The sequence below is a fragment of the Bacillus sp. FJAT-49736 genome (assembly GCF_018343615.1).
Lineage (GTDB): Bacteria > Bacillota > Bacilli > Bacillales > Bacillaceae_C > Margalitia.
The window spans coordinates 129,063-154,649 of the sequence record NZ_JAGYPI010000001.1; the positions used below are offsets into that span (position 1 = coordinate 129,063).

The window sequence follows — 25,587 nt, forward strand, 5'->3', positions numbered from 1 at the left end:
GGAGTATCGGTTGATTCAACAAATTGCAGTTATCGGCTCCGGTGTTATGGGAAGGGGAATAGCCTATACAGCTGCCATTAGCGGGTTTACAGTGAAGCTCTTTGATGTGATGGAAGATGCGCTATCCAATGCGCAGGCACAAATTGAAAAGATTTTTGCCAAAGGAATAGAGCGGAATAAAATAACCCACGAACAAATGGAAATGGCAAAAAGCAACCTTACCTATATGACCAGCTTTGAAGATGCAGTACAAGAGGCGGATCTAATCATTGAAGCGGTCCCGGAAAAGATAGAGATTAAGAAAGACGTCTTTGAAAGAATGGAAAATCTTGCTCCAGCACATTGTATTTTTGCATCGAATACCTCGACAATGAGTCCAACTGAACTAGGGGCTTTCACAAAAAGACCAAATAAAGTCATTGCGATGCATTTCTTTAATCCTGTTCATAAAATGCCTCTAATTGAAATTGTTAAAGGCTTGGAAACAGATGATGAGACAGCAAATATTATTAAAATGACTGCGGAACAAATGGGGAAAGAGACGGTAATTGTCCATGAATTTCCTGGCTTTGTAACAAGCAGAATAAGTGCTCTTGTAGGAAATGAAGCATTTTATATGCTCCAGGAGGGAATTGGTACTCCCGAGGATATTGATAAAGCAATTAAACTTGGTCTAAATTATCCGATGGGTCCTTTTGAACTGGCGGATTTAGTCGGCCTAGATACTAGACTTAATAATCTTCAATATTTGCATAAAACTCTTGGTGAGAAATACCGCCCGGCTCCATTGCTTATACAGTACGTGAAAGCTGGTCGCCTTGGCAGAAAGACTGGGAGAGGCGTATATGATTATGCGAGCAGGAGTGATCAGTAATGGAGAATGTAGTTATAGTAGATGCCGTTCGAACACCAATTGGAAGATATAAGGGTGCTTTTAAGAGCATCAGACCAGATGACCTTGGAGCAATTGTTATTAAAGCATTAGTAGACAGAAATCCTGAGCTTCCTGTTCATGAAATTGAAGAGATAGTGTTTGGGAATGCCAATCAAGCGGGAGAAGATAATCGAAATGTTGCAAGAATGTCTGCTTTATTAGCAGGCTTGCCAGTAGAAACGGCAGCTACGACTATTAATCGACTATGCGGCTCCGGGCTGGATGCGGTAAATTATGCTGCAAGGGCGATCGCTTTAGGGGACGGGGATATTTTTATTGCAGGTGGAACCGAAAGTATGACAAGGGCACCATTTGTGATGGGAAAAGCCGAATCTGAGTTTCCACGCGGAAATATGGAGCTTTATGATACAACAATTGGATGGCGTTTTGTGAATCCTCGTTTAAAGGAGATGTATGGAATAGAGTCCATGCCAGAAACGGCAGAAAATGTTGCGAAAAGATTTAACATTTCTCGCGAGGCACAGGATCAATTTGCCTATGAGAGCCAAATGAAAGCGAAAGCCGCTATTGCCAAGGGGTTATTTTATAAGGAAATCGTACCAGTTACAGTAACCGATAAAAAAGGCAATAAGACCGAGGTTAGTTTGGATGAACATCCTCGCCCAAGCACAACCTTAGAAGGCTTAGCAAAATTAAAGCCGCTATTTGAGGAAGGGACTGTCACAGCAGGCAATTCCTCCGGTGTAAATGATGGGGCTGCCGCTTTATTATTAATGAGCGAGACGAAAGCAAAGGAACTTGGCATTAAACCACTAGCTAAGTATCGAAATAGTGCAGTTGCTGGCCTCGATCCTGCTGTGATGGGATTAGGACCTATTTTTGCAACGAGAAAGGTGTTAAAGAGAGCTGGAGTCGACGTAAAGGACATCCAATTAATGGAGCTGAATGAAGCCTTTGCCTCGCAATCAATCGAATGTATAAAGCAGCTCGAAGTAAGTCCTGACATAGTAAATGTTAATGGAGGCGCCATTGCATTTGGCCATCCGTTAGGTGCAAGCGGTGCAAGGATTTTAACCACTTTGCTATATGAAATGAAACGAAGGAATACGGAACTTGGGCTTGCAACGATGTGCATCGGAGTTGGTCAAGGTATTGCAACGATAGTAGAAAACATGTAAAGAAATGAGGATTCTCGAAAATTGCTGTTCATTGTCGAAATGTTTCGAGTTTGATAGAATACAAGCACGAAATGATTAGGAAGTTAATTAAGTAAATTATGATTAAAAAGGTAGTGAAGGAAAACATGAACAGCAGTTTAAATACAAGATCCATGATTTTCACCCTATATGGGGATTATATACGCCACTATGGCAATGAAATATGGATTGGCAGCCTAATTAGATTACTGAAGGAATTTGGACATAATGAACAGTCTGTCAGGGCAGCTGTTTCACGAATGTACAAACAGGGCTGGCTAGATTCCAGAAAAGAGGGGAACAAAAGCTATTATTACTTAACGGAACGTGGAATTGACAGGATGGACGAGGCAGCAAAGCGAATATTTAAATTGAATCCGGAAAAGTGGGATGGGAAGTGGCGGATGCTGATTTACTCTATTCCCGAGGAAAAAAGAAATATCCGCGATGAGCTGCGCAAAGAATTAATATGGAGTGGATTTGGCTCTATTGCAAACAGCAGCTTTATTTCCCCAAATGATTTAACAAAACAGGTTTATATGTTAATGGATAAATATGATATTAAACAATATGTTCATTATTTTATTACAGAATATAACGGACCAAGGAAAAATGAAACACTTGTGAAAGAGTGTTGGGATTTAAGTGACATAAACCAACATTATAAAGATTTTATCGATTATTACAGTAGGAAGTATTTAGAAGACAAACAGAAAATTGCCGAAAATCAAATGTCACAAGCTGATTGCTTTGTAGAAAGAACGAAGCTGGTTCATGAATACAGAAAGTTTCTATTTATCGATCCCGGATTACCGGAGGAACTCCTTCCGAAAAAATGGCTCGGAAGTACGGCGGCCAGTTTATTTACGGACTATTATCGTGAACTAACGGAACCAGCATGTCAATTCTTCGAATCCGTTTTTCAAGATGGTAATGAATTAAAGCTAAAGGATAAAGAATTTGATATGTTTCACCATCCACTTATCATTGAAGAATCTTAGTACACCAACGGGGGCAGTCAAATGAATCGAGTAACAACTTTATTAGGCATTGAAAAACCAATCATTCAGGGCGGAATGGGCAATATCAGCAATGCCCTTCTTACCTCGGCCGTTTCAGAGGCAGGAGGTTTAGGGACGATTGGAGTAGGAACCATGAATGTATCAACCATTGAAGAGATTATCCTCGAAACGAAGACAAGAACGGATAAACCATTTGCTGTAAATATTCCGGTATCCGTGAATCCGGATGTTGAAAAAATCTTGGACCTGGTCATAAAACATGCTGTTCCAATTGTCTCGCTATCAGCGGGAAATCCTGCTCCCCATATTCCATTTTTACATAAAAATAATGTGAAAATTATAGTAGTGACAGCAAGTGTCAAACAAGCAAAGAAAGCACAGGAAGCGGGAGCGGATATCATTGTTGTGGAAGGAGTGGAAGCTGCGGGCATTAATTCTCCATTCGAAACGACAACTATGACACTAGTGCCTCAAGTTGTGGATGCTGTATCGATTCCTGTAGTTGCGGCAGGGGGCATCGCGGATGGAAGAGGACTATTAGCTGCTCTGGCACTTGGAGCTCAAGGGGTACAAATGGGGACAAGATTTGTTGCTACGGAGGAAGCACCGTTTTCATATGAATATAAAAGAAGAATTATCGATGCATCAGATAACAGTACCATTGTGATGGGACGTTCCTTAGGTAGAGTAAGAAGAGTGCTAGACGGCAATTATGCCAAATCTATTTTGTTGAAGGAAAAAAACGGTCTTACTCTAAGTCAATACGAGAAAATCACAACGGAAGACTATCATTGTAAAGGTGCTTTAGAAGGAAATGAGCATGAGGGATTTATGAATAGCGGCCAAATTGCAGGACTTATTCAATCGATTCCAACTGTTAAGGAGGTAATCGACTCCATAATGGTTGAATGTAAACAACAATTAAAGAATATATCCCAATTGGATTTTTCATAACATCGTGAACAGAATTTTTTAAATATTTTAAATTGAATTGACCATTTATTGCGTGAAATGTTAATATAACGTTAATTAAACGTTAGCTTTTATTTCGTAATAATACGACAACAGCATGTTAATAAAAGCTTTTTTTAATTAGGCTTTCTTCGAATAGATTGTTGCTTCTGGGAATTGGTTGCAAATCCTAATAAAGACTTAGCTTTGGGGAATTTTTTAAGAAAATAAGGTTTCAACATATCCCAAATAAGTATATTTATGAGGTTTTTGTCAACAAAAGCAACAAAGCTTAAGAAAAGAGCCTTTACTTAAACCAAAATGAAACCGTTTCCAGTGAAAGGGGGAGAAATTGCTTTTGTTCAGGAAATGATTTTCCATAACCATCAATAGAACGAATTGTTTGGTATAGGAAATCCAAATCTTATTGGTTTAAAAATGCAATTCTCATTCAAAAAACTTATTTTAAAGGGGAATTCGAATGAAGAAATGGAAAAAAACCGCTGTTGTATTATTAAGTGCTGTATTACTTACTGCTTGTGGATCTAAGACATCCACACCTTCCTCATCAGAGGGGAAAACCAATAAAGGTGAAACAAAGGAAAAAACCTATTCCATAGGAGTTACCCAAATTGTGGAACATCCATCGCTAGATGCCGCATTTGAAGGCTTCAAGAAAGCATTAGAAGATGGCGGAATTAAGGCAGAATATAATATACAAAATGCACAAGGTGACCCGAGTGCATCTACCACCATCGCAACAAATCTAGTAAACTCAAAAGTTGATCTCATCTTCGCAAACTCTACACCAAGTGCTCAAGCCGCAGCAAGTCAGACAAAGGACATTCCGATAGTATTTACATCCGTTACGGATCCGATTGGAGCGAAATTAGTATCCTCCATGGAGAATCCAGGCGGAAACATTACAGGAACAATTGACACCCATCCAGAAGCAATTCCAAACACTCTAAAATTTATGAAAGAAAAGCTCAATATTAAAAAGGTTGGTATGGTTTATAACTCCGGAGAACAAAATTCCAGGGCACAAGTAAATACCGTTAAGAAAATAGCAAGTGAAATTGGCCTGGAAATTAAAGAAGCTTCTGTAGCAACCTCTGCTGATGTAAAACAAGCAACGGAATCACTGGTAGGCAAAGTAGACGGATTGTATATTATCTCAGACAATACTGTTGTTTCTGCGTTAGAATCGGTCATTTCCGTTGCAAATAAGAATAAGCTCCCTATGATGGCAGCTGAATTTGACTCTGTAAGAAAAGGTGCTTTAGGAGCATATGGCTTTGAATATTACGATATTGGCTATGAAGCAGGGCAAATGGCAGTCAAAATATTAAAAGGCGAAAGCAAGCCTTCTGATATTCCTGTACAAGTTCCGCAAAACCTAAAGCTGGTCATTAATAAAAAGACAGCAAGCACCATTGGCGTTGAAATTAAAGATGATTGGAACGCTGAAACTACCGAATAATAGGAGATGGTTCAATGTTTGGTACGATCTTTGGATCACTAGAGCAAGGAATCATCTATGCCATTCTGGCACTTGGAGTGTATCTTTCATTCCGGGTGCTAGATTTTCCTGATTTAACAGTGGACGGAAGCTTTGTGACCGGTGCTGCAGTTACGGCAATGATGATTACCTTCGGGTATAATCCCTTCCTGGCAACTCTGCTTGCAATAGTTGCAGGATTTGCAGCGGGATGTATAACAGGTTTTCTTCACACTAAAGGAAAAATTAATCCGCTCCTTTCAGGAATTTTAATGATGATTGCCCTTTATTCTATTAATTTACGTATCATGGGTCTCACCTCTGAAACGTCAGTAGGAAGACCTAATATTCCGTTATTAGATGCAGAGACAGTTTTTACAAAATTTCATGATGTGTGGGCTACACTTGGAATTGATAGTTGGTTAAATAGCTTCCTAGGAAAGATTGGTATACAATACCTTCCTTCCACATGGGGAACGCTTATCCTTATGCTTCTAGTGACATATATTGTCAAAAAATTTGCCGACTGGTTTCTGCGTACAGAGATTGGTCTTGCACTCAGGGCAACTGGCGATAATCAAAGAATGATTAGAAGCTTCTCCGCTAATACAGATGGATATATTGTGCTTGGTCTCGGAATAGCTAATGCCCTAGTAGCCTTTGCAGGAGCATTAATTTCCCAATATTCTATGTTTGCAGATGTTGGAATGGGGATTGGAATGATTATCGTTGGCCTTGCTTCCGTAATTATTGGGGAAGCAATCTTTGGAACGAAATCGATTGTTAGAACTACTTTAGCCGTTATTTCTGGTGCCATCATTTATCGGATTATTCTTGGGCTTGCGTTTAGATTGGATATTTTAGATACGGGAGATATGAAGCTCATCACTGCAGTGATCGTCATCCTGGCCTTAATACTTCCGAAAATTATTGAATCTAATCGAGAGAAGAGAAGAAAAACGAAGCGGCATGGAGAAAGGTTGTTAGCTTTACAGGCAAATGTTAGGGGGGAGGAGGAGACACATGCTACAACTCAATCAGATTAGCAAGCTATTTAACGAATCTACCCCAGATGAAAAGATTGCCTTAGACCGAATTAATTTAAGCCTTAAAAAAGGGGATTTTGTAACCGTGATAGGTAGTAACGGTGCCGGTAAATCAACATTAATGAATATGATATCCGGTGTGTTAACTCCTGATGTCGGAACGATTCATATTGATTCTGAGGATGTAACAAGATTACCGGAATATAAGAGATCAAGATATATTGGCAGAGTCTTTCAGGATCCGATGGCTGGCACGGCTCCGTCCATGACTATTGAGGAAAATTTAGCAATGGCTTATTCCAGAAATCAGGGGCGGCGCTTGCGAAGAGGAGTCGATAAAAAAAGACGGGATTTCTTCCAAGAGTCGCTTGCTGTTTTGCATTTAAATTTAGAGGATCGCTTAAATGCAAAGGTAGGCTTACTATCCGGCGGTGAAAGGCAAGCATTATCCTTATTAATGGCAACCTTTACACACCCATCCATATTGCTTCTAGATGAACATACGGCAGCGCTCGATCCTTCAAGAGCTAAGCTGATCACGGAATTAACAAAGGAATTAGTTGAAAAAGATAATTTGACAACGATCATGGTTACGCACAATATGCAGCAGGCTCTAGATCTTGGTAATCGCTTAATTATGATGGATAAGGGCCAAATCATACTAGAAGTTGGCGAGGAAGAAAAAAGAAAGCTTACGATAGATCAGTTAATGGCCGAATTCCAAAGGATACGCGGAACTAAAATGACGAATGACAGAGCGCTGTTATCAGCGGAGTAAAAGATTAATTTTTCGTTTTGCTCATTAAATGTTGGTTGATTTGCTTAGTCAAATTTTGAGTAAAGCAATGTACTAAGCTAAAAATGTGTATCAGCCAACATTTACAAACTGTGGTAATAGCAGTCCTCAGGAAGCTTTAATGAAAAGAGGCGATGCAATGAAAAAAGGAATGGAAATTGGTCAGACTGCTTCCATTTCATTCGAGGTAACATCAGATATGTTTGCCCAATTTGAGGGAAATGTAGTTCATAAGGCATATTCAACTGTTTCCATGGTTTATCACATGGAATGGGTATCAAGAAAGATTATCCTTCCCTATCTTGAAAATCATGAGGAAGGGATTGGCGGTGCCGTACAGGTTAAGCATATCGCCCCGACTACCGTTGGGACTTGGGTACATGTAAAGGCAACTCTAATAGACATGAAAGACAATGTGATTGTAACAAAGACGGAAGCATGGACAGAAAAGGGCATAATTGGAAAAGGGGAAGTAAAGCAGGTTATTCTTCCTAAAGAACAAATACTGAAGAGATTAGAAGCTTCTATTAATAACTAAAGTGATGTGAAAAAAATTTATACTTTGCTGTATAGCCAATATTCCTTAATTAGTTTCTAACTCTCAAACTTCTAGAATCCAGAAAGGGGAAGAAAGATGGATTTATTTAACGAGATAAAAGGCCATGAACAAGTAGTATTCTGTAATGATCCCAAGACAGGGCTTAAAGCAATTATTGCAATACATAACACAACACTTGGACCGGCAACAGGCGGTTGTAGAATGTATCCTTATAAATCCTTTGAAGATGCCCTTAATGATGCACTTCGGCTTTCGAAAGGAATGACGTATAAATGTGCGGCTGCTGATTTAGATTTTGGCGGCGGTAAGACGGTTATTATTGGCGACCCCACGAAGGATAAGACACCCGAATTATTTCGATCACTTGGACAATATATTGATTCCTTGAATGGTCGTTATTATACAGGCACCGACATGGGAACAACTCCTGAGGATTTTGTTCATGCGATGAAAGAGACGAATTGTATAGTTGGATTACCGGAAGAATATGGCGGCAGCGGTGACTCATCTATTCCAACTGCACATGGTGTCATCTACGGAATTAAAGCGACTAATGAGGTATTATACGGCGCAAGTTCCATCGGAAACAAAACTTATGCTATTCAAGGACTCGGTAAAGTAGGATTCAAAGTAGCGGAGCAATTGTTGGAAGAAGGTGCCTCTTTATATGTTTCCGAAATAAATCAAAATATGATAGAAAAGTTAATTCAACGGGGGAAAGAAATGGGGAATGAATCCATTAAGGTTGTTTCCGGTAGCGATATTTACGGAGTGGACGCAGATATATTCGTTCCGTGTGCCCTCGGCGGAATTATCAATGATGAAACAATTGATCTACTAAAAGTAAAAGCCATTGTTGGTTCTGCTAATAACCAATTATTAGATGATCATCATGGAGATGTTTTATTGAATAAAGGAATTTTATATGCTCCTGATTATATTGTTAATGCTGGGGGACTTATTCAAGTTTCTGATGAATTATACGGTCCTAATAAACAACGAGTCATCAAAAAAACGAAGGCTATCTATAACTCTTTACTTGAAATATATCGGGCTGCTGAAAATGAACATATTTCTACGGTTCAATCAGCCAATCAATTCTGTGAAAAACGCCTGGAAGCTAGAAAATATCGGAACAGTTTCTTTTCTCATCATAAACGTCCAAAATGGGAAGTCAAGCATTAATAGATGGTAAGGATAATCCTGAAAAAGAAGGATGTGTGAGAAGTGAAGGAATTTCAAACAAAGCAATACTTAGATGAAAATGGCAGATTGCTAGATGAAGAAATTAGTCAACTGGTTACGGATGAGCTAGCTCGTAATTTATATGAAAAAATGCTATTGGCAAGAACGTTTGACCGTAAAGCAATAAGTCTTCAGAGACAAGGCAGACTTGGGACATATGCTCCGTTTGAAGGACAGGAGGCTGCACAAGTAGGGAGTGCCTTCGCCTTGCAGGACCAAGATTGGCTGTTTCCTACCTACAGGGATCATGCAGCGAGCATGACCTTTGGGCATTCCTTGACAACCATTTTCTTATACTGGAATGGAAGGGTAGAAGGATGTGTGCCACCTGATGGGAAAAGAATTTTCCCTCCGGCGGTGCCAATTGCAACACAGATCCTACATGCTACTGGCGCTGCTTTGGCGGAGAAATGGAAAGGTACAAATAATGCTTCGATTGTATATTTTGGAGATGGTGCCACTTCAGAAGGGGATTTTCATGAGGGATTGAACTTTGCCAGCGTATTTAAGGCACCAGCAGTGTTTTTTAATCAAAATAATCAATATGCGATTTCTGTTCCCATACACAAGCAAATGAATTCAGAAACGATTGCGCAAAAGGCAGTGGCTTACGGGATCCCAGGTATCCGTATTGATGGTAATGACATTTTTGCGGTTTACTTTGAAACAAAAAGGGCGTTAGAGCGTGCCAGAGATGGCGAAGGACCAACGTTAATAGAAGCTGTGACCTGGAGGTATGGCGCCCATACTACTGCTGATGATCCTACAAAGTATCGTAATCAAGAAGAAAGTAAAGCAAAAAGGGACATCTCAGATCCATTGCTTCGATTAGAAAGATACTTAAAAAATGAAGGTCTTTGGGATGTGGAGTGGATAGAACAATTAGCGTTGAACATAAGTGAAAAGATAGAATCGGCAATCAAAGATATGGAAGCATTTCCAAAATCAAATGTGGACGATTTATTTGATCATGTCTTTGCGGAGCCTACTTGGACCATTCAAAAGCAGAAGGATGACTATTATGAATACTTAGGTGGTGAGAGCAGGTGAGTATTGATGTAATGAAGAGCCAAAAGCTTACTTTGGTGCAGGCAGTTACGGACGGACTTCAAACAATGATGAGGGAACACAAGGAAATCATCGTAATGGGGGAAGATGTTGGTCGTAATGGGGGAGTATTCCGTGCAACCGATGGACTTATCGATGAATTTGGAGAAGAACGGGTAATAGATACGCCATTAAGTGAATCTGGAATTGTTGGTACAGCAATAGGTCTTGCCATTAACGGGTTTTTGCCTGTTGTGGAAATTCAATTTCTCGGATTTATTTATCCAGCCTTCGAACAAATTATGACTCATGCTACACGAATTCGTATGAGAACGATGGGTAAATTCCATGTTCCCCTTGTTATTCGTGCCCCTTATGGAGCAGGGGTGAAGGCACCTGAGATTCACTCAGACAGCATGGAAGCATTATTTACTCATATGCCGGGTATAAAAGTTGTTTGTCCTTCCAATCCATATGATGCAAAAGGATTACTTATATCGAGCATCGAAGATCCAGATCCGGTACTATTTTTGGAATCATTGCGTTCTTATCGTGCGTTCAAGGAAGATGTTCCATCTGGAAAATATACAGTGGAAATTGGAAAAGCGAACCGATTGATGGAAGGAGAAGATGTTTCCATTATTGCTTGGGGTGCTATGGTACCTGTTGCAATGAAAGCGGCAGAAACAGCAAAGGAAAATGGCATTGGCTGTGATGTTATTGATTTGCGTACTTTATATCCTTTAGACCATCAAATGATAGCTGAATCCGTACAAAAAACAGGCAGAGTCGTTATTGTGCATGAAGCACATGCAACAAGCGGGTTAGGAGCGGAAATAATATCTGTTATCCAAGAAACCTCCTTTTTATATTTGAGAGCGCCGATAGAAAGGGTAGCCGGATTTGATGTGCCAGTACCTTTTTATTCACTGGAAAATCATTTTCTTCCTAATGATGGAAGGACAATGAGAGCGATCAAAAAGGTTATGAATTTTTAATAGAAAGAAGGTGACGTTTTTGATTGAAGTAAAGCTGCATGATATTGGCGAAGGAATGACAGAAGGGGAAATACTAACATACTTTGTGAAGAAAGGCGATCGGGTGAAGAGTGATCAGCCTCTAGTAGAAGTACAAACAGATAAAATGACTGCAGAGCTTCCCTCTCCGACCGCCGGAATTGTAAAAGAAATATTAATTGAAGAAGGAACTAATGTAACGGTAGGTACAACATTATTACTTATTGAATCGGAGCAATCACCATCAGAAAGTAAGCTTCATCAAGAGAAGCCTTCTCCGAAAAAAAGGATTATTGCTGCTCCCCACACAAGGAGAATTGCCAGGGAGCTTGGAGTGGATATTGAACAAGTCGTTGGTAGCGGTCCAATTGGCAGGGTTACGGACGATGATCTTTATAAATTTATCAATAAGGCTAAGGAACCCATTACTATTGAGGAGAAAAAGCCAGTAGAAATCCCGGAAAAACCAGTTCTCCCATTATCGGTTGATTTAGAAGAGATTCCGTTTAAGGGAAGAAGAAAACAAATTGCTGCTAAAATGACGAAATCTCTCTATACCATTCCGCATGTGACCCATTTTGAAGAAGTCGATGTAACGAATCTGTTATCATTAAAGGATCAATTAAAGAAGGAAGGAACAATTATTTCGGTTGCCGCCTTTTTTATTAAGGCAATCTACTTGGCATTAAAGGATTATCCAATTTTCAACTCTGTATTGAATGAAGAAAAGGAAATCATTCAATTGAAAAAAGAGTATAATATTGGGGTTGCGGTTGATACAGATGAGGGACTAATTGTTCCTGTTATTCATCATGTAGAGCAAAAATCTATTAACATCATCCATCAGGAAATGAAGGATTATATTAAAAAGGCCCAGAATAATCAGCTGACAAGAGAAGATATCTCTGGTGGAACTTTTACCATTAGTAATGTAGGTCCATTAGGAGGAATCGGGGCAACTCCTATTATTAATTATCCAGAGTCTGCTCTTGTAGCATTCCATAAAACCAAAAAACGGCCAGCAGTAATAAATGATGAAATCGTCATTCGTTCCATGATGAATATTTCGATGTCATTTGATCACCGCGTAGCGGATGGAGCAACAGCAGTAGCATTTACCAATCGTCTCGTTAGTTTGCTGGAGAATCCTTCAAAAATGCTAATAGATCTGCAATAAACAAAAAACGTCTGGAACATTTAAATGTCCTAGACGTTTTTCAGCTTTTAATGCGGTACAAATCCAAGCTGCAGGATAAATAATACAGCGAAAATATATACAAGAGCATGAACATCACGCCATTTTCCTCTTACAACTTTTAACAGCGGATATGAAATAAAACCAAGTGCAATACCTGTTGCAATGCTAGATGTCAATGGCATGCTTAAGATAATTAAAAATGCAGGAAAAGCTTCATCGAACTCATTCCATTTAATATGAGCGACACTGCCTATCATAAGGCTTCCTACGATGATTAACGCCGGAGCTGTTATAGCAGATAATCCTGAAACAACACTAACAAGTGGGCTAAAAAAGGAGGAGACAATGAATAGAACAGCGACAATTAACGTTGTTAGACCTGTACGACCGCCAGCAGCAACTCCGGATGTTGATTCAATAAATGCACTTGTTGGGCTTGTTCCAAAAATAGCACCAATAGTAGTTGCAATCGAATCTGACAACAATGCTTGCCGCGCTCTTGGCAACGTTTTTCCTTTCATAAGACCTGCTTGCTCTGCTACACCGACCATCGTACCAGTTGTATCGAAAATGGTTACGAGCAAGAAGGAAAAAACAACTGCATACAGGCTATGTTGAATCACATCCCCAAATGCAGAGAAGGGATTTTCAATCATGAAATGTGGAAGTGATGGTCTAGCAACAAAGCCATTTTCAAATTTTAACCGACCAGTTATAACTGCGATAATACCAGTAACAAGCATTCCAATAAACAAAGCCCCATTAATTTTACGAGCCATCAAAATTAAGGTAATGGCTAAACCAATCAACGCTAGAATTGTTAATGGATTATGCAAATCCCCGAGCTTGACCAAATTTTCTTTATCACCAATAATAATTCCCGTTTGTTTCAAGCCAACAAATGCGATGAATAAGCCAATTCCTGCTGTAATCCCATGCTTAAGATTCTCGGGAATAGCTTCAATCAGTTTTTTACGAAAAGGAGTTAAAGACAAAATAATAAAAATAATACCTGCAACAAACACAGCTGAGAATGCTGTTGTATAAGAAATATTTCCATGACTGCCAACAACTGAATAAGCAAAATAAGCATTCAAGCCCATCCCTGGGGCAATGGCAATTGGATAGTTAGCGCATAATGCCATCCACAGTGTTCCAATTACTGTTGCAATAATAGTTGCCATAAAGACAGCATTAAACGGTACTCCCGCATCATGAAGAATGGCTGGGTTAATAACGACAATATAGACCATTGTCAAAAAGGTTGTAATCCCTGCCACAATTTCTGTTTTAGCATTTGTACCATTTTCCTTTAATTTAAATGAAAACATAAAATACCTCCAAAAACACGAACAATTAAAAAACACAATTAATATATTATTCGTTTTTTACTAGATTAGCAATAGTTATTATCATATTTTCCCCAATACATACGAAAAAAATGTCTTGTTAACGAATAGAATATCCACAAGCTGTTTTAATTTTCAAATAGATAATGGTATAATGTTAAATCTAAAAATAATAATTGTTAAAAGGGGAACAAAATGAAAGCAGTTATATTTGATTTTGATGGAACGATGGTAGATACAGAATCGCTCTGGTTTGAAGCATCTAAGAATATCTTGGAGGAAGAGTTTGGTTTTCAGCTTCCTATTGAAAAATTTGCATCCTTTATAGGAACAACCGATGAAGAATTACTCCAATATTATTTTGAAGAAGTTGGAGATACGTTTATAAAAGAAGCTTTTACAGAAAAACTAGAAGCCACCTTGAATGAAAAATCAAAGGACTTAGGTTTGAGACCAGGGTTTTTGACTTTTTTCCAACAAGTGAAGAATGCAGGTTTAAAAATTGGTATGGCAACCAGCTCTTCAAGAGCATGGGTAGAGCCTTTCTTAAGGAAATTCCAAATATTAGAAGACTTTGATGTGATTTGTACGAGGGATGATGTGGAAAAGGTAAAACCAGATCCGAAGCTTTACTTGTTGGCTTTGGAAAAACTAGCTGTAAAAGCTGAGGAAGCGATTGCTATCGAAGATTCGGTAAATGGTTCAGCGGCAGCAATAAAAGCTGGTATCAAATGTTTTGTAATTCCTAATCCAATAACCGAATATCTGACATTTGATGAACAAATTACCCAACTTACTAGCTTCGAGCAAATTAAATTATAGGAAATATGTATGTAAGAAAAAAAGGCACTTAAGACAGTGCCTCTTTTTTCTTACATAAAGATATTTAATATATAGTATACAATTGCAGAAAGAATTGCTGTTATAGGCAATGTAATGATCCAAGTAAAAACGATTCTTTGGGCAGTATCCCATTTAACACCCCTCACACGGTGTGCTGTACCGACTCCAAGAATAGAGGAGGAAATAACATGTGTACTGCTGACAGGAAGGTGTATAAATGTAGCACCAAATATAATGAGCGCAGAACTTAAATCTGCTGCAACACCGTTGATTGGCTTAATCTTCATGATTTTCCCACCAACCGTTTTAATGATTTTGTAACCACCTATGGAGGTACCTAATCCCATAGCTGTAGCACAGGAAACCTGAACCCAAAAAGGGATATCGTTTGTCTTAATCATATTGCTTGAGATCAATGCCAATGTAATAATACCCATTGATTTCTGGGCATCATTCGTACCGTGGCTGTATGATTGTATTGCTGCAGTAAGTATTTGAACTAACCGAAATCTTTTATTGGTTTTAGCCAAATTAAAGTTTCTAAAAGCAACCTTGAAAATGCTATAAATAATAAAACCGATAATAAATGCCAGAACTGGAGAGATAAGTAAGGCTTCAAGAATTTTGATGAATCCTTTGTAATTAATAGATAGGAAACCAGCAGCTGCAATCGCTGCTCCAGCTAAGGCGCCAATAATCGCATGCGAGGAACTGCTTGGAATTCCAAAGTACCAAGTTATGAGATTCCATGCTATTGCTGCTATTAAAGCTGCCAGGATAACGACCGATCCGTTATGCATAGTATACGGATTCACAATATCCTTTGAAATCGTTTGGGCAACTCCGGTAAATGTTAATGCACCAAGAAAATTCATAATTGCTGCAAGCAATATGGCTTGTCTCGGTTTTAATGCTTTTGTTGATACAGATGTTGCAATGGCATTTGCAGTATCATGGAATCCATTAATAAAGTCAAAAGCCAGTGCAAAGATGACTGTAAGCAACGTAATAATCAAAACACTGTCCATTGTGTACGCTCCTTACGCGTTTTTCATTATAATGGTTTCTAAGATGTTTGCGACACTTTGACAATCATCTGCAATTTCTTCCAGATTTTCATATACTTCTTTATATTTGATTAATCGAATTGGATCCTTTTCCTTTTGAAATAATTCTTTGATGGATTCACGCAGAATATCATCACATAAGGACTCGTATTCTTTTATCTTGATAGCATGTGATCGCATATTTGGAAGCTTTTTATTGAACAAAAATTCAATTGCCTTTTCAATTTCCTTCGCACAATTGCGAATTGCTTCCACGAAACGGTACATATATTCATCGGCATGCAGGATTACATATACCTCAAATATATAAGCGCAATGCTCAAGTCCGTCTAAAACATCATCAAGACTATTCGTAAGGGTCAATAAATCCTCTCTTTCAATCGGTGTAATAAATGCATCATTTAGCTCCATTATCATTTCATGCACATATGTATCACCTTTTGTTTCATATTCCTTCATTTTTTGTGCGAATTCTTTTAAATCACTCTCATCATTTAGCTTGTAATCAGCAAAATAATTAGCACTTTCATGCAAATTAGCAGCAATATTCTCTAATAATACTGCAAATTTATCTTTTTTATTTTTTAATACCATCATTTTTCCTCCCGAAAGCTTGGATACCAAACGTATTTATTTTAGCTGATTTTTCAATAAGATAAAAGAAATAACACCTAAATACTAAAACTTTTAATTATATTTAGTTTTACACAAGAGGGAAAAAATACTCCAATAAATTTTTCAAGCAAGATAGTTGACGCTAAAAAGTATAAAGTTTAAAATTGTCTCGAATTCAAGATATTTTAATTCCTTTTTATGGATTAGATTACTTGAAATCATCAAGAATAAAAAAATTTTATTGTAGGCATAAAACCTTCTACATAACAAAATATTAATATTGTTGTTAGCCTACTTTAAAAAAATTAAAAGAGGAGTTTTTAGAATGACAAACGTAAATTTGGCGATTATTTATTATAGTTCAACAGGAACGAACTATCAGCTTGCAAAATGGGCGGAAGAAGCGGCGAAGGAAGCAGGTGCTGAGGTTAAGCTTTTAAAGGTGGAAGAACTAGCTCCTGCTGCAGCAATTGAATCAAACCCTGCTTGGAAAAAGCATTATGATGAAACACAAAATGTTCCAGTTGCAACTGCAGCGGATGTTGAGTGGGCGGATGCTATTATTTTTAGTGCCCCAACTCGTTTTGGAAATGTCCCTTCTCAAATGAAGCAATTCTTTGATACTTTAGGTGGATTATGGGCACAAGGAAAAACAGTTAATAAGGTTGTAAGTGCAATGGCATCAGCTGGAAATGCTCATGGTGGACAAGAACAAACTATTCATGCTATCTATACTTCAATGATGCACTGGGGTGCGATCATTGCGTCACCTGGTTATACAGATCCATCTATTTATGCCGCAGGTGGAAATCCATATGGTACAAGCGTTACACAAGGACAAGACGGAAAAATGGTCGAAGATGTCCAAGGAGCTGTAAAGCATCAAGCAAAACGTACCGTTCAGGTTGCTGAATGGGTAAAAGCAGGCCAACAATAATAGAAGATTAGGATGAAAACTCGCATCTATTGAGATGCGGGTTTTTCTTTTTTTTGAGGTCTTTTTGAAATTTATTATTTTGTTGAATTATTGCTTGAAGTGCCTGAATTAATCTCCGAAGTGCCTGAATTATCCTTCGATGTGACAGAACTATTCTCCGAAGTTACAGAACATTCCTTCGAAATGACCGAAATACCTTTAAAATTGTGCTTCGTGTAATTTTCACATCACAAGTACATTAAATTCTATTGCCCAAAAGCTTAGGCATAAAATGATGATTTACCTCGTAAACATAATATTGAAGAAAACTGTTTTTTATTTGGTCAAGCTATTTTGAATGGGGGGAAGGTGTTTGGTTGGAGCATTACACGGAATAAGAGTTTTAGATTTGACAAGAGTACTGGCTGGACCGCTTTGTACGATGATATTAGGAGATTTGGGCGCTGAAGTGATAAAATTAGAGGCACCGGGCGGCAGTGATGATACAAGAGACTGGGGCCCACCTTTTCAAAATGGAATAAGCGCTTATTATTTATGTGCCAATAGAAATAAAAAAAGTCTAACTATTAACCTGAAATCCCCAAAGGGTTTGGAAATAATCAAAAAGCTTGTTATGACTAGTGATGTTGTAATTCATAATTTTAAGACCGGAACAATGGAGCGGTTAGGATTGGGGTACGATAGATTATCACAATGGAATCCCCAGCTTGTCTATTGTTCTATTACGGGATTTGGGGAAACAGGACCATACAAGCATTTAGCTGGATATGATTATATTATTCAAGCCATGTGCGGATTAATGAGCATTACAGGATCACAAGATTCGGGACCGCAAAAAGTTGGAATTGCTATAACAGATATTTTAACCGGGTTATATGCATGCAATGGTATTCAAGCAGCACTAATAGAAAGACAGAAATCCAATGTTGGGCAAAAAATTGATATGGCTTTATTTGACTCAGGCATTAGTGCACTCGTGAATATTGCCAGCAATTATTTGATGACGGAAAAGCTACCAAGATTGCTGGGAAATCTTCATGCGAATATCGTACCCTACCAAACCTTCGACACAAAGAATGGAAAAATGGTTATAGCAGTAGGAAATGATCGTCAGTTTGAAAAGCTATGTAAAGTTCTAGAGTTGAATAGTTTAGCAACGGATCAAAGATTTAAAACAAATGCTGAAAGAATAGAAAATCAAGGGGAATTAATCCCTCTCTTGCAAAATAAATTGAACGGTAAGCCAACAGAGTATTGGATGGAAGAGTGTAATAAGAATGGTATCCCTTGTGGACCTATCAATGACCTGAAGATGGTATTTGAAGATCCTCAAGTTAAAGAGAGGGAAATGTTATGCAGAGTAAAGCATCCAACTGCAGGTGAAGTAAAATTAGTCGGAAGCCCTCTCAAACTATCGAAAACACCCGTTCAGGTTAACTTACATCCGCCAGCACCAGGAGAGCATACAGAGGATTTACTGGTTGCACTAGGATATTCTGCTGATGAAATTGCGGCATTAATAGAACAAAAAATTGTTTAGGAGAGTGATAGAGATGAATTTTGATTTTACAGAAGAGCAGGAGCTGCTTAGAAAAACGGTAAGGAGTTTTGTAGATAAAGAAATTATTCCTTTCATCGGGGAATGGGATTCGCATGGACATTTTGAACCAAAAATTATGCAGCGACTGGCCGATCTTGGATTAATGGGAGTTTGTATTCCACAAAAATATGGCGGAAGCGGTATGGATTATAATGCCTTAGCGATCGTTTGTGAAGAACTGGAAAGAGGGGATACCGCCTATCGAACGGCTGTATCCGTACATACTGGTTTGAACAGTATGACACTTCTACAGTGGGGGACGGAGGAGCAAAAATGGAAGTATCTTGTTCCGCAGGCTAAAGGAGAAAAAGTTGGAGCGTTCGGATTGACAGAGCCGGGAGCTGGTTCAGATGTAGCGGCAATTAATACTACAGCCATAAAGGACGGAAATTACTATGTATTAAATGGACAAAAAACATGGATTTCTTTATGTGATGTAGCCGACCATTTTATAGTTTTTGCTTATACAGATAAAAGCAAGAAACATCATGGAATCTCGGCATTTATTGTGGAAAGAACGATGGCCGGCTTTTCCTCCAAAGCGATAAAAGGAAAATATGGAATTAGAGCGGGGAATACCGGGGAGATTTTTTTCGATGAAATTCGAGTGCCGAAGGAAAACCTTCTTGGCGAAGAAGACGAAGGCTTTAAAATTGCTATGTCTGCATTGGATAATGGAAGATTTACCGTTGCTGCGGGGGCATGTGGTCTCATTATGGCTTCCTTGGAGGCATCTCTTAAATACTGTCATGAACGAAAAACATTTGGCAAGGAAATTGGAAGACATCAGCTCGTTCAGCAAATGATTGCAAATATGGAAGCAGGGCTTCACATAAGCAGATTATTAGTATATCGGGCTGGGGAACTAAAGAATCAAGGGAAGCGAAATACAAGGGAAACCTCCTTGGCAAAGTGGCAGGCCTGCGATTATGCTAACAAAGCAGCGGATGATGCAGTACAAATTCATGGAGCATATGGTTATTCGGATGAGTATCCTGTTGCGAGATACTTAAGAAATTCGAAAGCTCCAGTAATTTACGAAGGAACGAGAGAAATTCATACGTTAATGCAAGCGGAATACGCACTTGGCTACCGTAATGATAAACCTCTTAATAAAACGCTGCCGTCTTGGCCATTTGCTCATGATACGGTTGAATCTAAATAAAGGTGGTTGGAGCGAATATGCTATTAGATGGTCAGTATATACAAAGCATATATATCGATGGACAATGGTGCGATTCACATAATGGGCTGCGAGAAGATGTTATAAATCCTGCACAATTAATGAAAATTAAATCATTCTCCTATGGGAATGGTACAGATGCAAATATGGCCGTGCAAGCGGCTAAAGAGGCATTATCAAAATGGGCAGGTCTAACGGCAAGGGAACGTTCTAATTATTTGTATGCTGCTTATTTATTAATGATGGAAAAACAGGAGAAATTGGCAAGAATCTTAACAAGTGAACAAGGAAAGCCACTCGCAGAAGCAAGAGGGGAAATTGCCTCTGCTGCAAGCTATTTACAATGGTATGCAGAGGAAGGTAATCGTGTATACGGTGAAATTATTCCTTCCTCTAATAAAGGGAAGAGACTATTAGTGATTCCACAGCCGATTGGTGTTGTCGCTGCTATTACTCCATGGAATTTCCCTAGCTCGATGATAACAAGAAAACTGGGTCCTGCACTTGCTGCTGGCTGTACAGTTGTTTTGAAGCCAGCAGAGCAAACTCCATTATCTGCCATTGAATTGGTGAAAATATTTGAAGAAGTGGGGATTCCGAAAGGTGTATTGAATCTTGTAACCGGTGACCCGGTTTCCATCGGAAAAGCCTTCATGGACAGCCCGGATGTGCGTCTAATTACTTTCACAGGTTCAACCGAGGTTGGAAAAATTTTAATGAAAGGCAGCGCTGATACTGTTAAAAAGCTCTCGTTGGAATTAGGGGGTCATGCACCGATAGTGATTTTTGAGGATTCGGATTTAGAGCAAGCCGTTAACATGACCATTATGAGCAAATTTAGAAATTGCGGTCAAACATGTATTTGTGCTAATCGCGTCTATGTACAGAAATCTATCCAAAAAAAGTATTTGGAGAAATTAATGGAACACATAGAATCGTTAAAAATTGGCGATGGTTTAGAAGATCAGGTGAATATAGGACCTTTAATTGACGAAGATGCTTTATTAAAGGTCAAAAATCAATATGAGGATGCTATTTCGAAAGGCGCAGTTACTGCATTAGGCGGAAGAGTACACAAGGAAGCACTAAATGGATTTTTTTACGAACCAACAGTATTAACAAATGTATCAAATGATATGAAAGTGATGAGTGAAGAAACATTTGGACCTCTCCTACCGGTAAAAACCTTTGAAACAGAAGAGGAGGTCATTCAGCTTGCAAATCATGACAGATACGGTCTTGCTGCTTATATATTTACAGAAAATATCAATCGCGCTATTAGAGTAATGGAAAAGCTAGAGTATGGAATTGTCGGTATTAATGACGTGTTTCCTGCAGTAGCAGAAGCTCCTTTTGGAGGAATGAAGCAATCGGGCCAAGGAAAAGAAGGCGGACGGGAAGGAATTATGGAATACGTTGAAATGAAATATGTATCGATGGGGGTTAAATAATTTGAGCGTGAGCTGAGAAATAAAAAAGAAAACGGCAAACTGCCGTTTTCTCAAACGATTCAAATTCAAAAAATCGGTGGATTATCTATAAATGGTGCAATACAATCGATTTTTTTATCCGTTAGCGGATGGATGAATGTTAATTTTCGCGCATGGAGAGCGGGTCTTTTAAAAATTGCTTTTCCCCCGTAAAGGACATCTCCTGCTAATGGATGACCTATATGACTGAGATGAACTCTAATTTGATGAGTTCTGCCAGTATCGAGTGAACATTCAATGAGCGAAAGTTTTTTTGTGGGAATAGTTTTTAATAATTTGATATGTGTAATAGCATTTTGTCCTGTTTTCGATACTCTTCTTCTCGTTGGATGATGGCGGTCACGTCCGATAGGTAGGTTAATGATATCCGTACTTTTTGGGATCAAACCTTGAACGAGTGCATTATATGTCCTTTTTATCAATCTTTCATTTAACATTCTATCAAGCATAGCATGGCTGAGGGCATGCTTGGCGAATAAAATCGCTCCAGTCGTATCTTTATCAAGACGGTGTATATGGCGGACACGGCGGTGTTCGCCTTTTTGCAGAAGATGATAGGCAACAGCATTAGCCAACGTATGGGCTTGCCCCGCTTCATTCGGATGCGTCTCCATTCCAGCTGGTTTATTAGCAACGAGCAAATGCTCATCCTCATACAATACCCCTATATCATATTCTTCTGGAATGACCCCAAAATCCTCCTCTTGAAATAAGGCAATTTGTAAAACGTCGCCTATTTGGAGAGATCGTTCCCAATCTGCCGGGCTGTCATTTACCTTTACATGTTTTTCCATGCGAAATTGATGGGTCAATTTTTTGGGTGCTTTCCATACATCCCTGAAAAGCTGACCTACAGAGAGCTGATTCCATTTTTCCGAGATGGTTAATTCAAACCAATTATTATCATTATCCTTTTTCATATGAAAGTCCTTTCACATGGTCATAATTACCACGGTCTAACTGCTTTTATCTATGTTATTCTTAACATAATTAGATGAGAGAATGTTTTATAAGGGTGGGTCACAATTGAAGGTAGTTTTTGCATCAACACAACAACAGATAGAGAAAATAAAAGAACTAGCTGACTATATGTATTCATTTATTTTTCCGTTCTATTATGCTGATGATGATATTGATAATTTTAAAAAAATTAAAGTACTGCAAACCTCAAAGCACCACTTTGAATATTTTAGTACGTTAAAAGAAGCATATCAAGTCATTGCTAGCTTGCAAACCATTATTTCCATTTTAGAATATAAGTTAAATCATCCTATGGACACGAAATACGAAGAAATTTTCAACCATAACGTAGCTGTCCTAGAGGAATATGATATTTTCTTTCCATTTTATTATTCCCAGTTTATTGTGGACGTAAATGGAAAGGTTACTCTAAGTATATATAAAAAAGCTGCAAATGAGTTATTAATTTAATCATAAATAAAGGTAAGCAAACATCCGCTATTTGTGCGGGTGTTTTTTTCATAGTTTGGAATTATATTTTAAATAATTGTCTACGTTCAGCTCTGGCACTGACGTTTTTTGAGATTTCTCGACATTTTCTTTCATTGAATAAAAAAAATGAATTCATTACTATTATAGTAAGGCTGTTTTCGTATAGTGTTATAATCCTAATAAATTCTTAGTTCGGACTATTTTTAAAAAAAGTTATTGGGTCGTACTAAGATTTTCCTCTAATATATGCAACATCGTTTAAGAAAAGAGCCTTTAATAACTAGATAGATTATGGAAACACCCATACAAGGGGGAACATTTATGTGGAAAAATACATACCTGCAATGGAAGCAGTATGAAGGTTTGGATCGAGAGCTGCGCACGCAGTTAGCTGAAATGGAAAAAAATACAGCAGATCTGGAGGATGCCTTTTACAAAAATTTGGAGTTTGGCACCGGTGGAATGCGCGGGGAATTAGGTCCAGGCACGAATAGAATGAATATTTATACAATCAGAAAGGCATCTGTTGGTCTTGCTCGTTACATAGAAGAGTTCGGTACAGAAGCAAAGCAGCGTGGAGTTGTCATTGCTTACGATTCCCGACACAAATCTCCGGAGTTTGCCATGGAGGCAGCTAAAACCTTGGCATCATATGGAATCCATGCATATGTATTTGAGGAGCTCCGGCCAACACCAGAATTGAGCTTCGCTGTTCGTTACCTGCATTCTTTCTCCGGAATAGTCATTACAGCAAGCCATAACCCGCCTGAATATAATGGTTATAAAGTATATGGTGAAGATGGTGCTCAGCTGCCGCCACATGAGGCGAATAAGGTTATTTCCAAAGTGAATCAGGTGGGTAATGAACTGGAAATTCAAGTCGACCATGAAGATGGATTAAAATCTGCTGGTTTGATTACTATGATAGGTGAAAAAGTGGATCAAGCATACTTAAAGCAATTGTTCACAATTAGCGAACATCCTGAGCTTGCTAAGGAATCAGACATTCGCATTGTGTTTACTCCATTGCACGGGACTGCCGAAAAGCCGCTAAAAAATGCTCTTGAAGCATTTGGGTATCGAAATGTTTTTATGGTGAAGGAGCAACAGAAACCTGATCCACAATTTTCAACGGTATCCTCACCGAATCCCGAAGAAAAAGCAGCATTTGAAATGGCGATCCAATATGGAGAAAAGTATGACGCTGATATTTTAATTGCCACCGACCCAGATGCGGACCGCTTAGGGATTGCTGTTAAGAATGAAAAAGGGGAATATGTTTTACTTACAGGAAATCAAACAGGTGCTGTTCTTTTGTATTATTTATTATCACAAAAGGCAGAAAAAGGGGCTATTCCTAAAAACGGAAAAGTGTTTAAGACGATTGTAACGTCTGAAATTGGCAGGAAAATTGCAGAATCATTCCAAATTCCTACGGAAGATGTTCTTACCGGCTTCAAATTTATTGGAGAAAAAATAAAGCAATATGAAGAATCGGGAGAGTACCAATTTATATTTGGTTACGAGGAATCATTTGGCTATTTAATTGGGGATTTTGTCAGAGATAAAGATGCCATACAAGCTGCCTTATTAGCATGTGAGGCATGCGCCTACTATCAGAAACAAGGAATGACATTGTATGATGCATTGCTCGAAATATATGAGCAATTTGGTTATTATCAGGAGGATCTTAAATCATTGACCTTAAAAGGGAAGGAAGGCGCAGAAAAAATCGAGCAATTATTAGAGCACTTTAGACTAGATCCCCCTGAAGAAATCAACCATTTGCAGCTTGCTGTTATCGAGGACTATAAAACAAGTAAAAGATGGGATAGGAAGCAGGATAAAACAGAAGAAATTGAATTGCCAAAATCCGATGTTTTAAAATATTATCTCGAGGATGGTTCCTGGATTTGTTTGCGTCCATCCGGAACAGAACCAAAGGTGAAGTTTTACTTTAGTGTAAATACAAAAAGCTTCGATGAAAGCAATATGAAGCTACAACAGTTAACAATGGCCTTTATGAAGTTAGTGGATTCTGCCCTGTAAAGCAAAAACGGCTTTTCTTTTGACAGAAAAGCCGTTTTTTATTTAAGTCATATAGATATAAGCATGATGGTCGTCAAGTTCTGTCTGTTTTCCCACATCATTGGCATGGTCAATGTACCGAAGGAGGGAATACAAATTTCGTTCTATAACAGAATAATCATGTGAAAAGTGATAAGCATGTAATAAACGTTCTATTCGTTTTGAAAGCATATCATCTTTTGTTCTGACCATCAAAATTAGCAGATTATCCCACTGTGAACGATGAGTATAGTAAAGAGCACGGTCGTAATCTACAATGTTCACTTTAATTTCCCTCCCTCACTGCTGCATTTAACGGAATTTATATTCTGTCAAATGAAAGCTTCCCATTTAGGAGTTGTTTATAGTGTATGCAATGAAGCGAATTTGTGTCGCAGTAAAAGTTGGGGGAATTGGATTGGAAAATGCGAAAACAAGTAAGGATTTTCCATCGAGGAATATGATAAAATAATTAATGGTAGTTTTCGTTATAGATTGTTGTTTTTCTTAGC

General features: G+C 38.4%; 24 protein-coding genes. 19 read left to right on the forward strand and 5 right to left on the reverse strand.

Going from position 1 to position 25,587, the window contains the following annotated elements; genetic code table 11:
* The first annotated feature begins 10 nt into the window (after positions 1-10).
* From KHA87_RS00700 to KHA87_RS00755, 12 genes are all read left to right on the forward strand, one after another.
* Positions 11-874, forward strand: coding sequence for a 3-hydroxyacyl-CoA dehydrogenase (locus KHA87_RS00700; RefSeq protein WP_213092212.1), 864 nt, complete (start codon positions 11-13; stop codon positions 872-874).
* Complete coding sequence (locus tag KHA87_RS00705; RefSeq protein ID WP_213092213.1) at positions 874-2,073, forward strand: acetyl-CoA C-acyltransferase; 1,200 nt, start codon at positions 874-876, stop codon at positions 2,071-2,073. The genes KHA87_RS00700 and KHA87_RS00705 overlap by 1 nt, the downstream gene beginning before the upstream one ends.
* Before the next feature lie 125 nt (positions 2,074-2,198).
* Positions 2,199-3,092 (forward strand): phenylacetic acid degradation operon negative regulatory protein PaaX, encoded by an 894-nt coding sequence (gene paaX / locus KHA87_RS00710; protein WP_249310034.1) that lies wholly within the window; start codon positions 2,199-2,201, stop codon positions 3,090-3,092.
* A 21-nt stretch (positions 3,093-3,113) separates the two neighbouring features.
* Positions 3,114-4,067, forward strand: a complete 954-nt coding sequence (locus tag KHA87_RS00715; protein ID WP_213092214.1) for an NAD(P)H-dependent flavin oxidoreductase — start codon at positions 3,114-3,116, stop codon at positions 4,065-4,067.
* Between the two features lie 478 nt (positions 4,068-4,545).
* Positions 4,546-5,547: an ABC transporter substrate-binding protein gene (locus KHA87_RS00720; RefSeq protein WP_213092215.1), complete on the forward strand. Its 1,002-nt coding sequence runs from the start codon at positions 4,546-4,548 to the stop codon at positions 5,545-5,547.
* A gap of 14 nt (positions 5,548-5,561) precedes the next feature.
* A complete protein-coding gene (locus KHA87_RS00725; protein ID WP_213092216.1) occupies positions 5,562-6,611 on the forward strand; it encodes an ABC transporter permease in 1,050 nt (349 codons plus the stop codon).
* Entirely contained in the window at positions 6,589-7,389 is an 801-nt protein-coding gene (locus tag KHA87_RS00730; RefSeq protein ID WP_213092217.1) for an ABC transporter ATP-binding protein, read from the forward strand. Before KHA87_RS00725 ends, KHA87_RS00730 begins: the two co-directional genes overlap by 23 nt.
* A 157-nt stretch (positions 7,390-7,546) precedes the next feature.
* Positions 7,547-7,945, forward strand: coding sequence for a thioesterase family protein (locus KHA87_RS00735; protein WP_213094190.1), 399 nt, complete (start codon positions 7,547-7,549; stop codon positions 7,943-7,945).
* Positions 7,946-8,041: 96 nt separating this feature from the next.
* Positions 8,042-9,151: a Leu/Phe/Val dehydrogenase gene (locus tag KHA87_RS00740; RefSeq protein WP_213092218.1), complete on the forward strand. Its 1,110-nt coding sequence runs from the start codon at positions 8,042-8,044 to the stop codon at positions 9,149-9,151.
* Between the two features lie 42 nt (positions 9,152-9,193).
* Complete coding sequence (gene pdhA / locus KHA87_RS00745) at positions 9,194-10,261, forward strand: pyruvate dehydrogenase (acetyl-transferring) E1 component subunit alpha (protein WP_213092219.1); 1,068 nt, start codon at positions 9,194-9,196, stop codon at positions 10,259-10,261.
* Between the two features lie 11 nt (positions 10,262-10,272).
* Positions 10,273-11,256 carry an alpha-ketoacid dehydrogenase subunit beta gene (locus tag KHA87_RS00750; RefSeq protein WP_213094191.1) on the forward strand — a complete coding sequence of 328 codons (984 nt, stop codon included), beginning with the start codon at positions 10,273-10,275 and terminating at the stop codon, positions 11,254-11,256.
* 22 nt (positions 11,257-11,278) lie between these two features.
* On the forward strand, positions 11,279-12,451 hold the full coding sequence (locus tag KHA87_RS00755; RefSeq protein ID WP_213094192.1) for a dihydrolipoamide acetyltransferase family protein: 1,173 nt from the start codon (positions 11,279-11,281) through the stop codon (positions 12,449-12,451).
* A gap of 47 nt (positions 12,452-12,498) precedes the next feature.
* Here the strand turns inward: KHA87_RS00755 and KHA87_RS00760 are convergent, their stop codons facing one another.
* On the reverse strand, positions 12,499-13,803 hold the full coding sequence (locus KHA87_RS00760; RefSeq protein WP_213092220.1) for an NCS2 family permease: 1,305 nt from the start codon (positions 13,801-13,803) through the stop codon (positions 12,499-12,501).
* A 213-nt stretch (positions 13,804-14,016) separates the two neighbouring features.
* On the opposite strand from KHA87_RS00760, the gene KHA87_RS00765 reads away from it, so the two are divergent.
* The gene (locus tag KHA87_RS00765) at positions 14,017-14,643 is read left to right on the forward strand and encodes an HAD family hydrolase (RefSeq protein ID WP_213092221.1); all 627 of its coding nucleotides are present in this window, start codon (positions 14,017-14,019) and stop codon (positions 14,641-14,643) included.
* Positions 14,644-14,693: 50 nt separating this feature from the next.
* Here the strand turns inward: KHA87_RS00765 and KHA87_RS00770 are convergent, their stop codons facing one another.
* The gene (locus KHA87_RS00770) at positions 14,694-15,692 is read right to left on the reverse strand and encodes an inorganic phosphate transporter (RefSeq protein ID WP_213092222.1); all 999 of its coding nucleotides are present in this window, start codon (positions 15,690-15,692) and stop codon (positions 14,694-14,696) included.
* A gap of 12 nt (positions 15,693-15,704) precedes the next feature.
* Positions 15,705-16,325 (reverse strand): DUF47 domain-containing protein, encoded by a 621-nt coding sequence (locus tag KHA87_RS00775; protein ID WP_213092223.1) that lies wholly within the window; start codon positions 16,323-16,325, stop codon positions 15,705-15,707.
* A 346-nt stretch (positions 16,326-16,671) separates the two neighbouring features.
* Between KHA87_RS00775 and wrbA the strand changes: the two genes are divergently transcribed.
* The 4 genes from wrbA to KHA87_RS00795 all read left to right on the forward strand — a co-directional run bounded on the left by wrbA (position 16,672) and on the right by KHA87_RS00795 (position 21,517).
* Positions 16,672-17,283 carry an NAD(P)H:quinone oxidoreductase gene (wrbA, locus tag KHA87_RS00780; RefSeq protein ID WP_213092224.1) on the forward strand — a complete coding sequence of 204 codons (612 nt, stop codon included), beginning with the start codon at positions 16,672-16,674 and terminating at the stop codon, positions 17,281-17,283.
* Between the two features lie 352 nt (positions 17,284-17,635).
* Positions 17,636-18,823 carry a CaiB/BaiF CoA transferase family protein gene (locus KHA87_RS00785; protein ID WP_213092225.1) on the forward strand — a complete coding sequence of 396 codons (1,188 nt, stop codon included), beginning with the start codon at positions 17,636-17,638 and terminating at the stop codon, positions 18,821-18,823.
* Positions 18,824-18,836: 13 nt separating this feature from the next.
* Entirely contained in the window at positions 18,837-20,048 is a 1,212-nt protein-coding gene (locus KHA87_RS00790) for an acyl-CoA dehydrogenase family protein (protein WP_213092226.1), read from the forward strand.
* A gap of 17 nt (positions 20,049-20,065) precedes the next feature.
* Entirely contained in the window at positions 20,066-21,517 is a 1,452-nt protein-coding gene (locus KHA87_RS00795) for an NAD-dependent succinate-semialdehyde dehydrogenase (RefSeq protein WP_213092227.1), read from the forward strand.
* A gap of 65 nt (positions 21,518-21,582) precedes the next feature.
* Here KHA87_RS00795 and KHA87_RS00800 read toward each other — a convergent pair whose 3' ends face one another.
* Positions 21,583-22,476, reverse strand: a complete 894-nt coding sequence (locus tag KHA87_RS00800) for an RluA family pseudouridine synthase (protein ID WP_213092228.1) — start codon at positions 22,474-22,476, stop codon at positions 21,583-21,585.
* A 106-nt stretch (positions 22,477-22,582) separates the two neighbouring features.
* Between KHA87_RS00800 and KHA87_RS00805 the strand changes: the two genes are divergently transcribed.
* The gene (locus tag KHA87_RS00805) at positions 22,583-22,987 is read left to right on the forward strand and encodes a DUF5365 family protein (protein WP_213092229.1); all 405 of its coding nucleotides are present in this window, start codon (positions 22,583-22,585) and stop codon (positions 22,985-22,987) included.
* Between the two features lie 342 nt (positions 22,988-23,329).
* A complete protein-coding gene (locus KHA87_RS00810; protein WP_213092230.1) occupies positions 23,330-25,057 on the forward strand; it encodes a phospho-sugar mutase in 1,728 nt (575 codons plus the stop codon).
* Between the two features lie 42 nt (positions 25,058-25,099).
* On the opposite strand, the gene KHA87_RS00815 is transcribed toward KHA87_RS00810, so the two are convergent.
* Positions 25,100-25,360 carry a YhdB family protein gene (locus KHA87_RS00815; protein WP_213092231.1) on the reverse strand — a complete coding sequence of 87 codons (261 nt, stop codon included), beginning with the start codon at positions 25,358-25,360 and terminating at the stop codon, positions 25,100-25,102.
* Positions 25,361-25,587 lie beyond the last annotated feature (227 nt).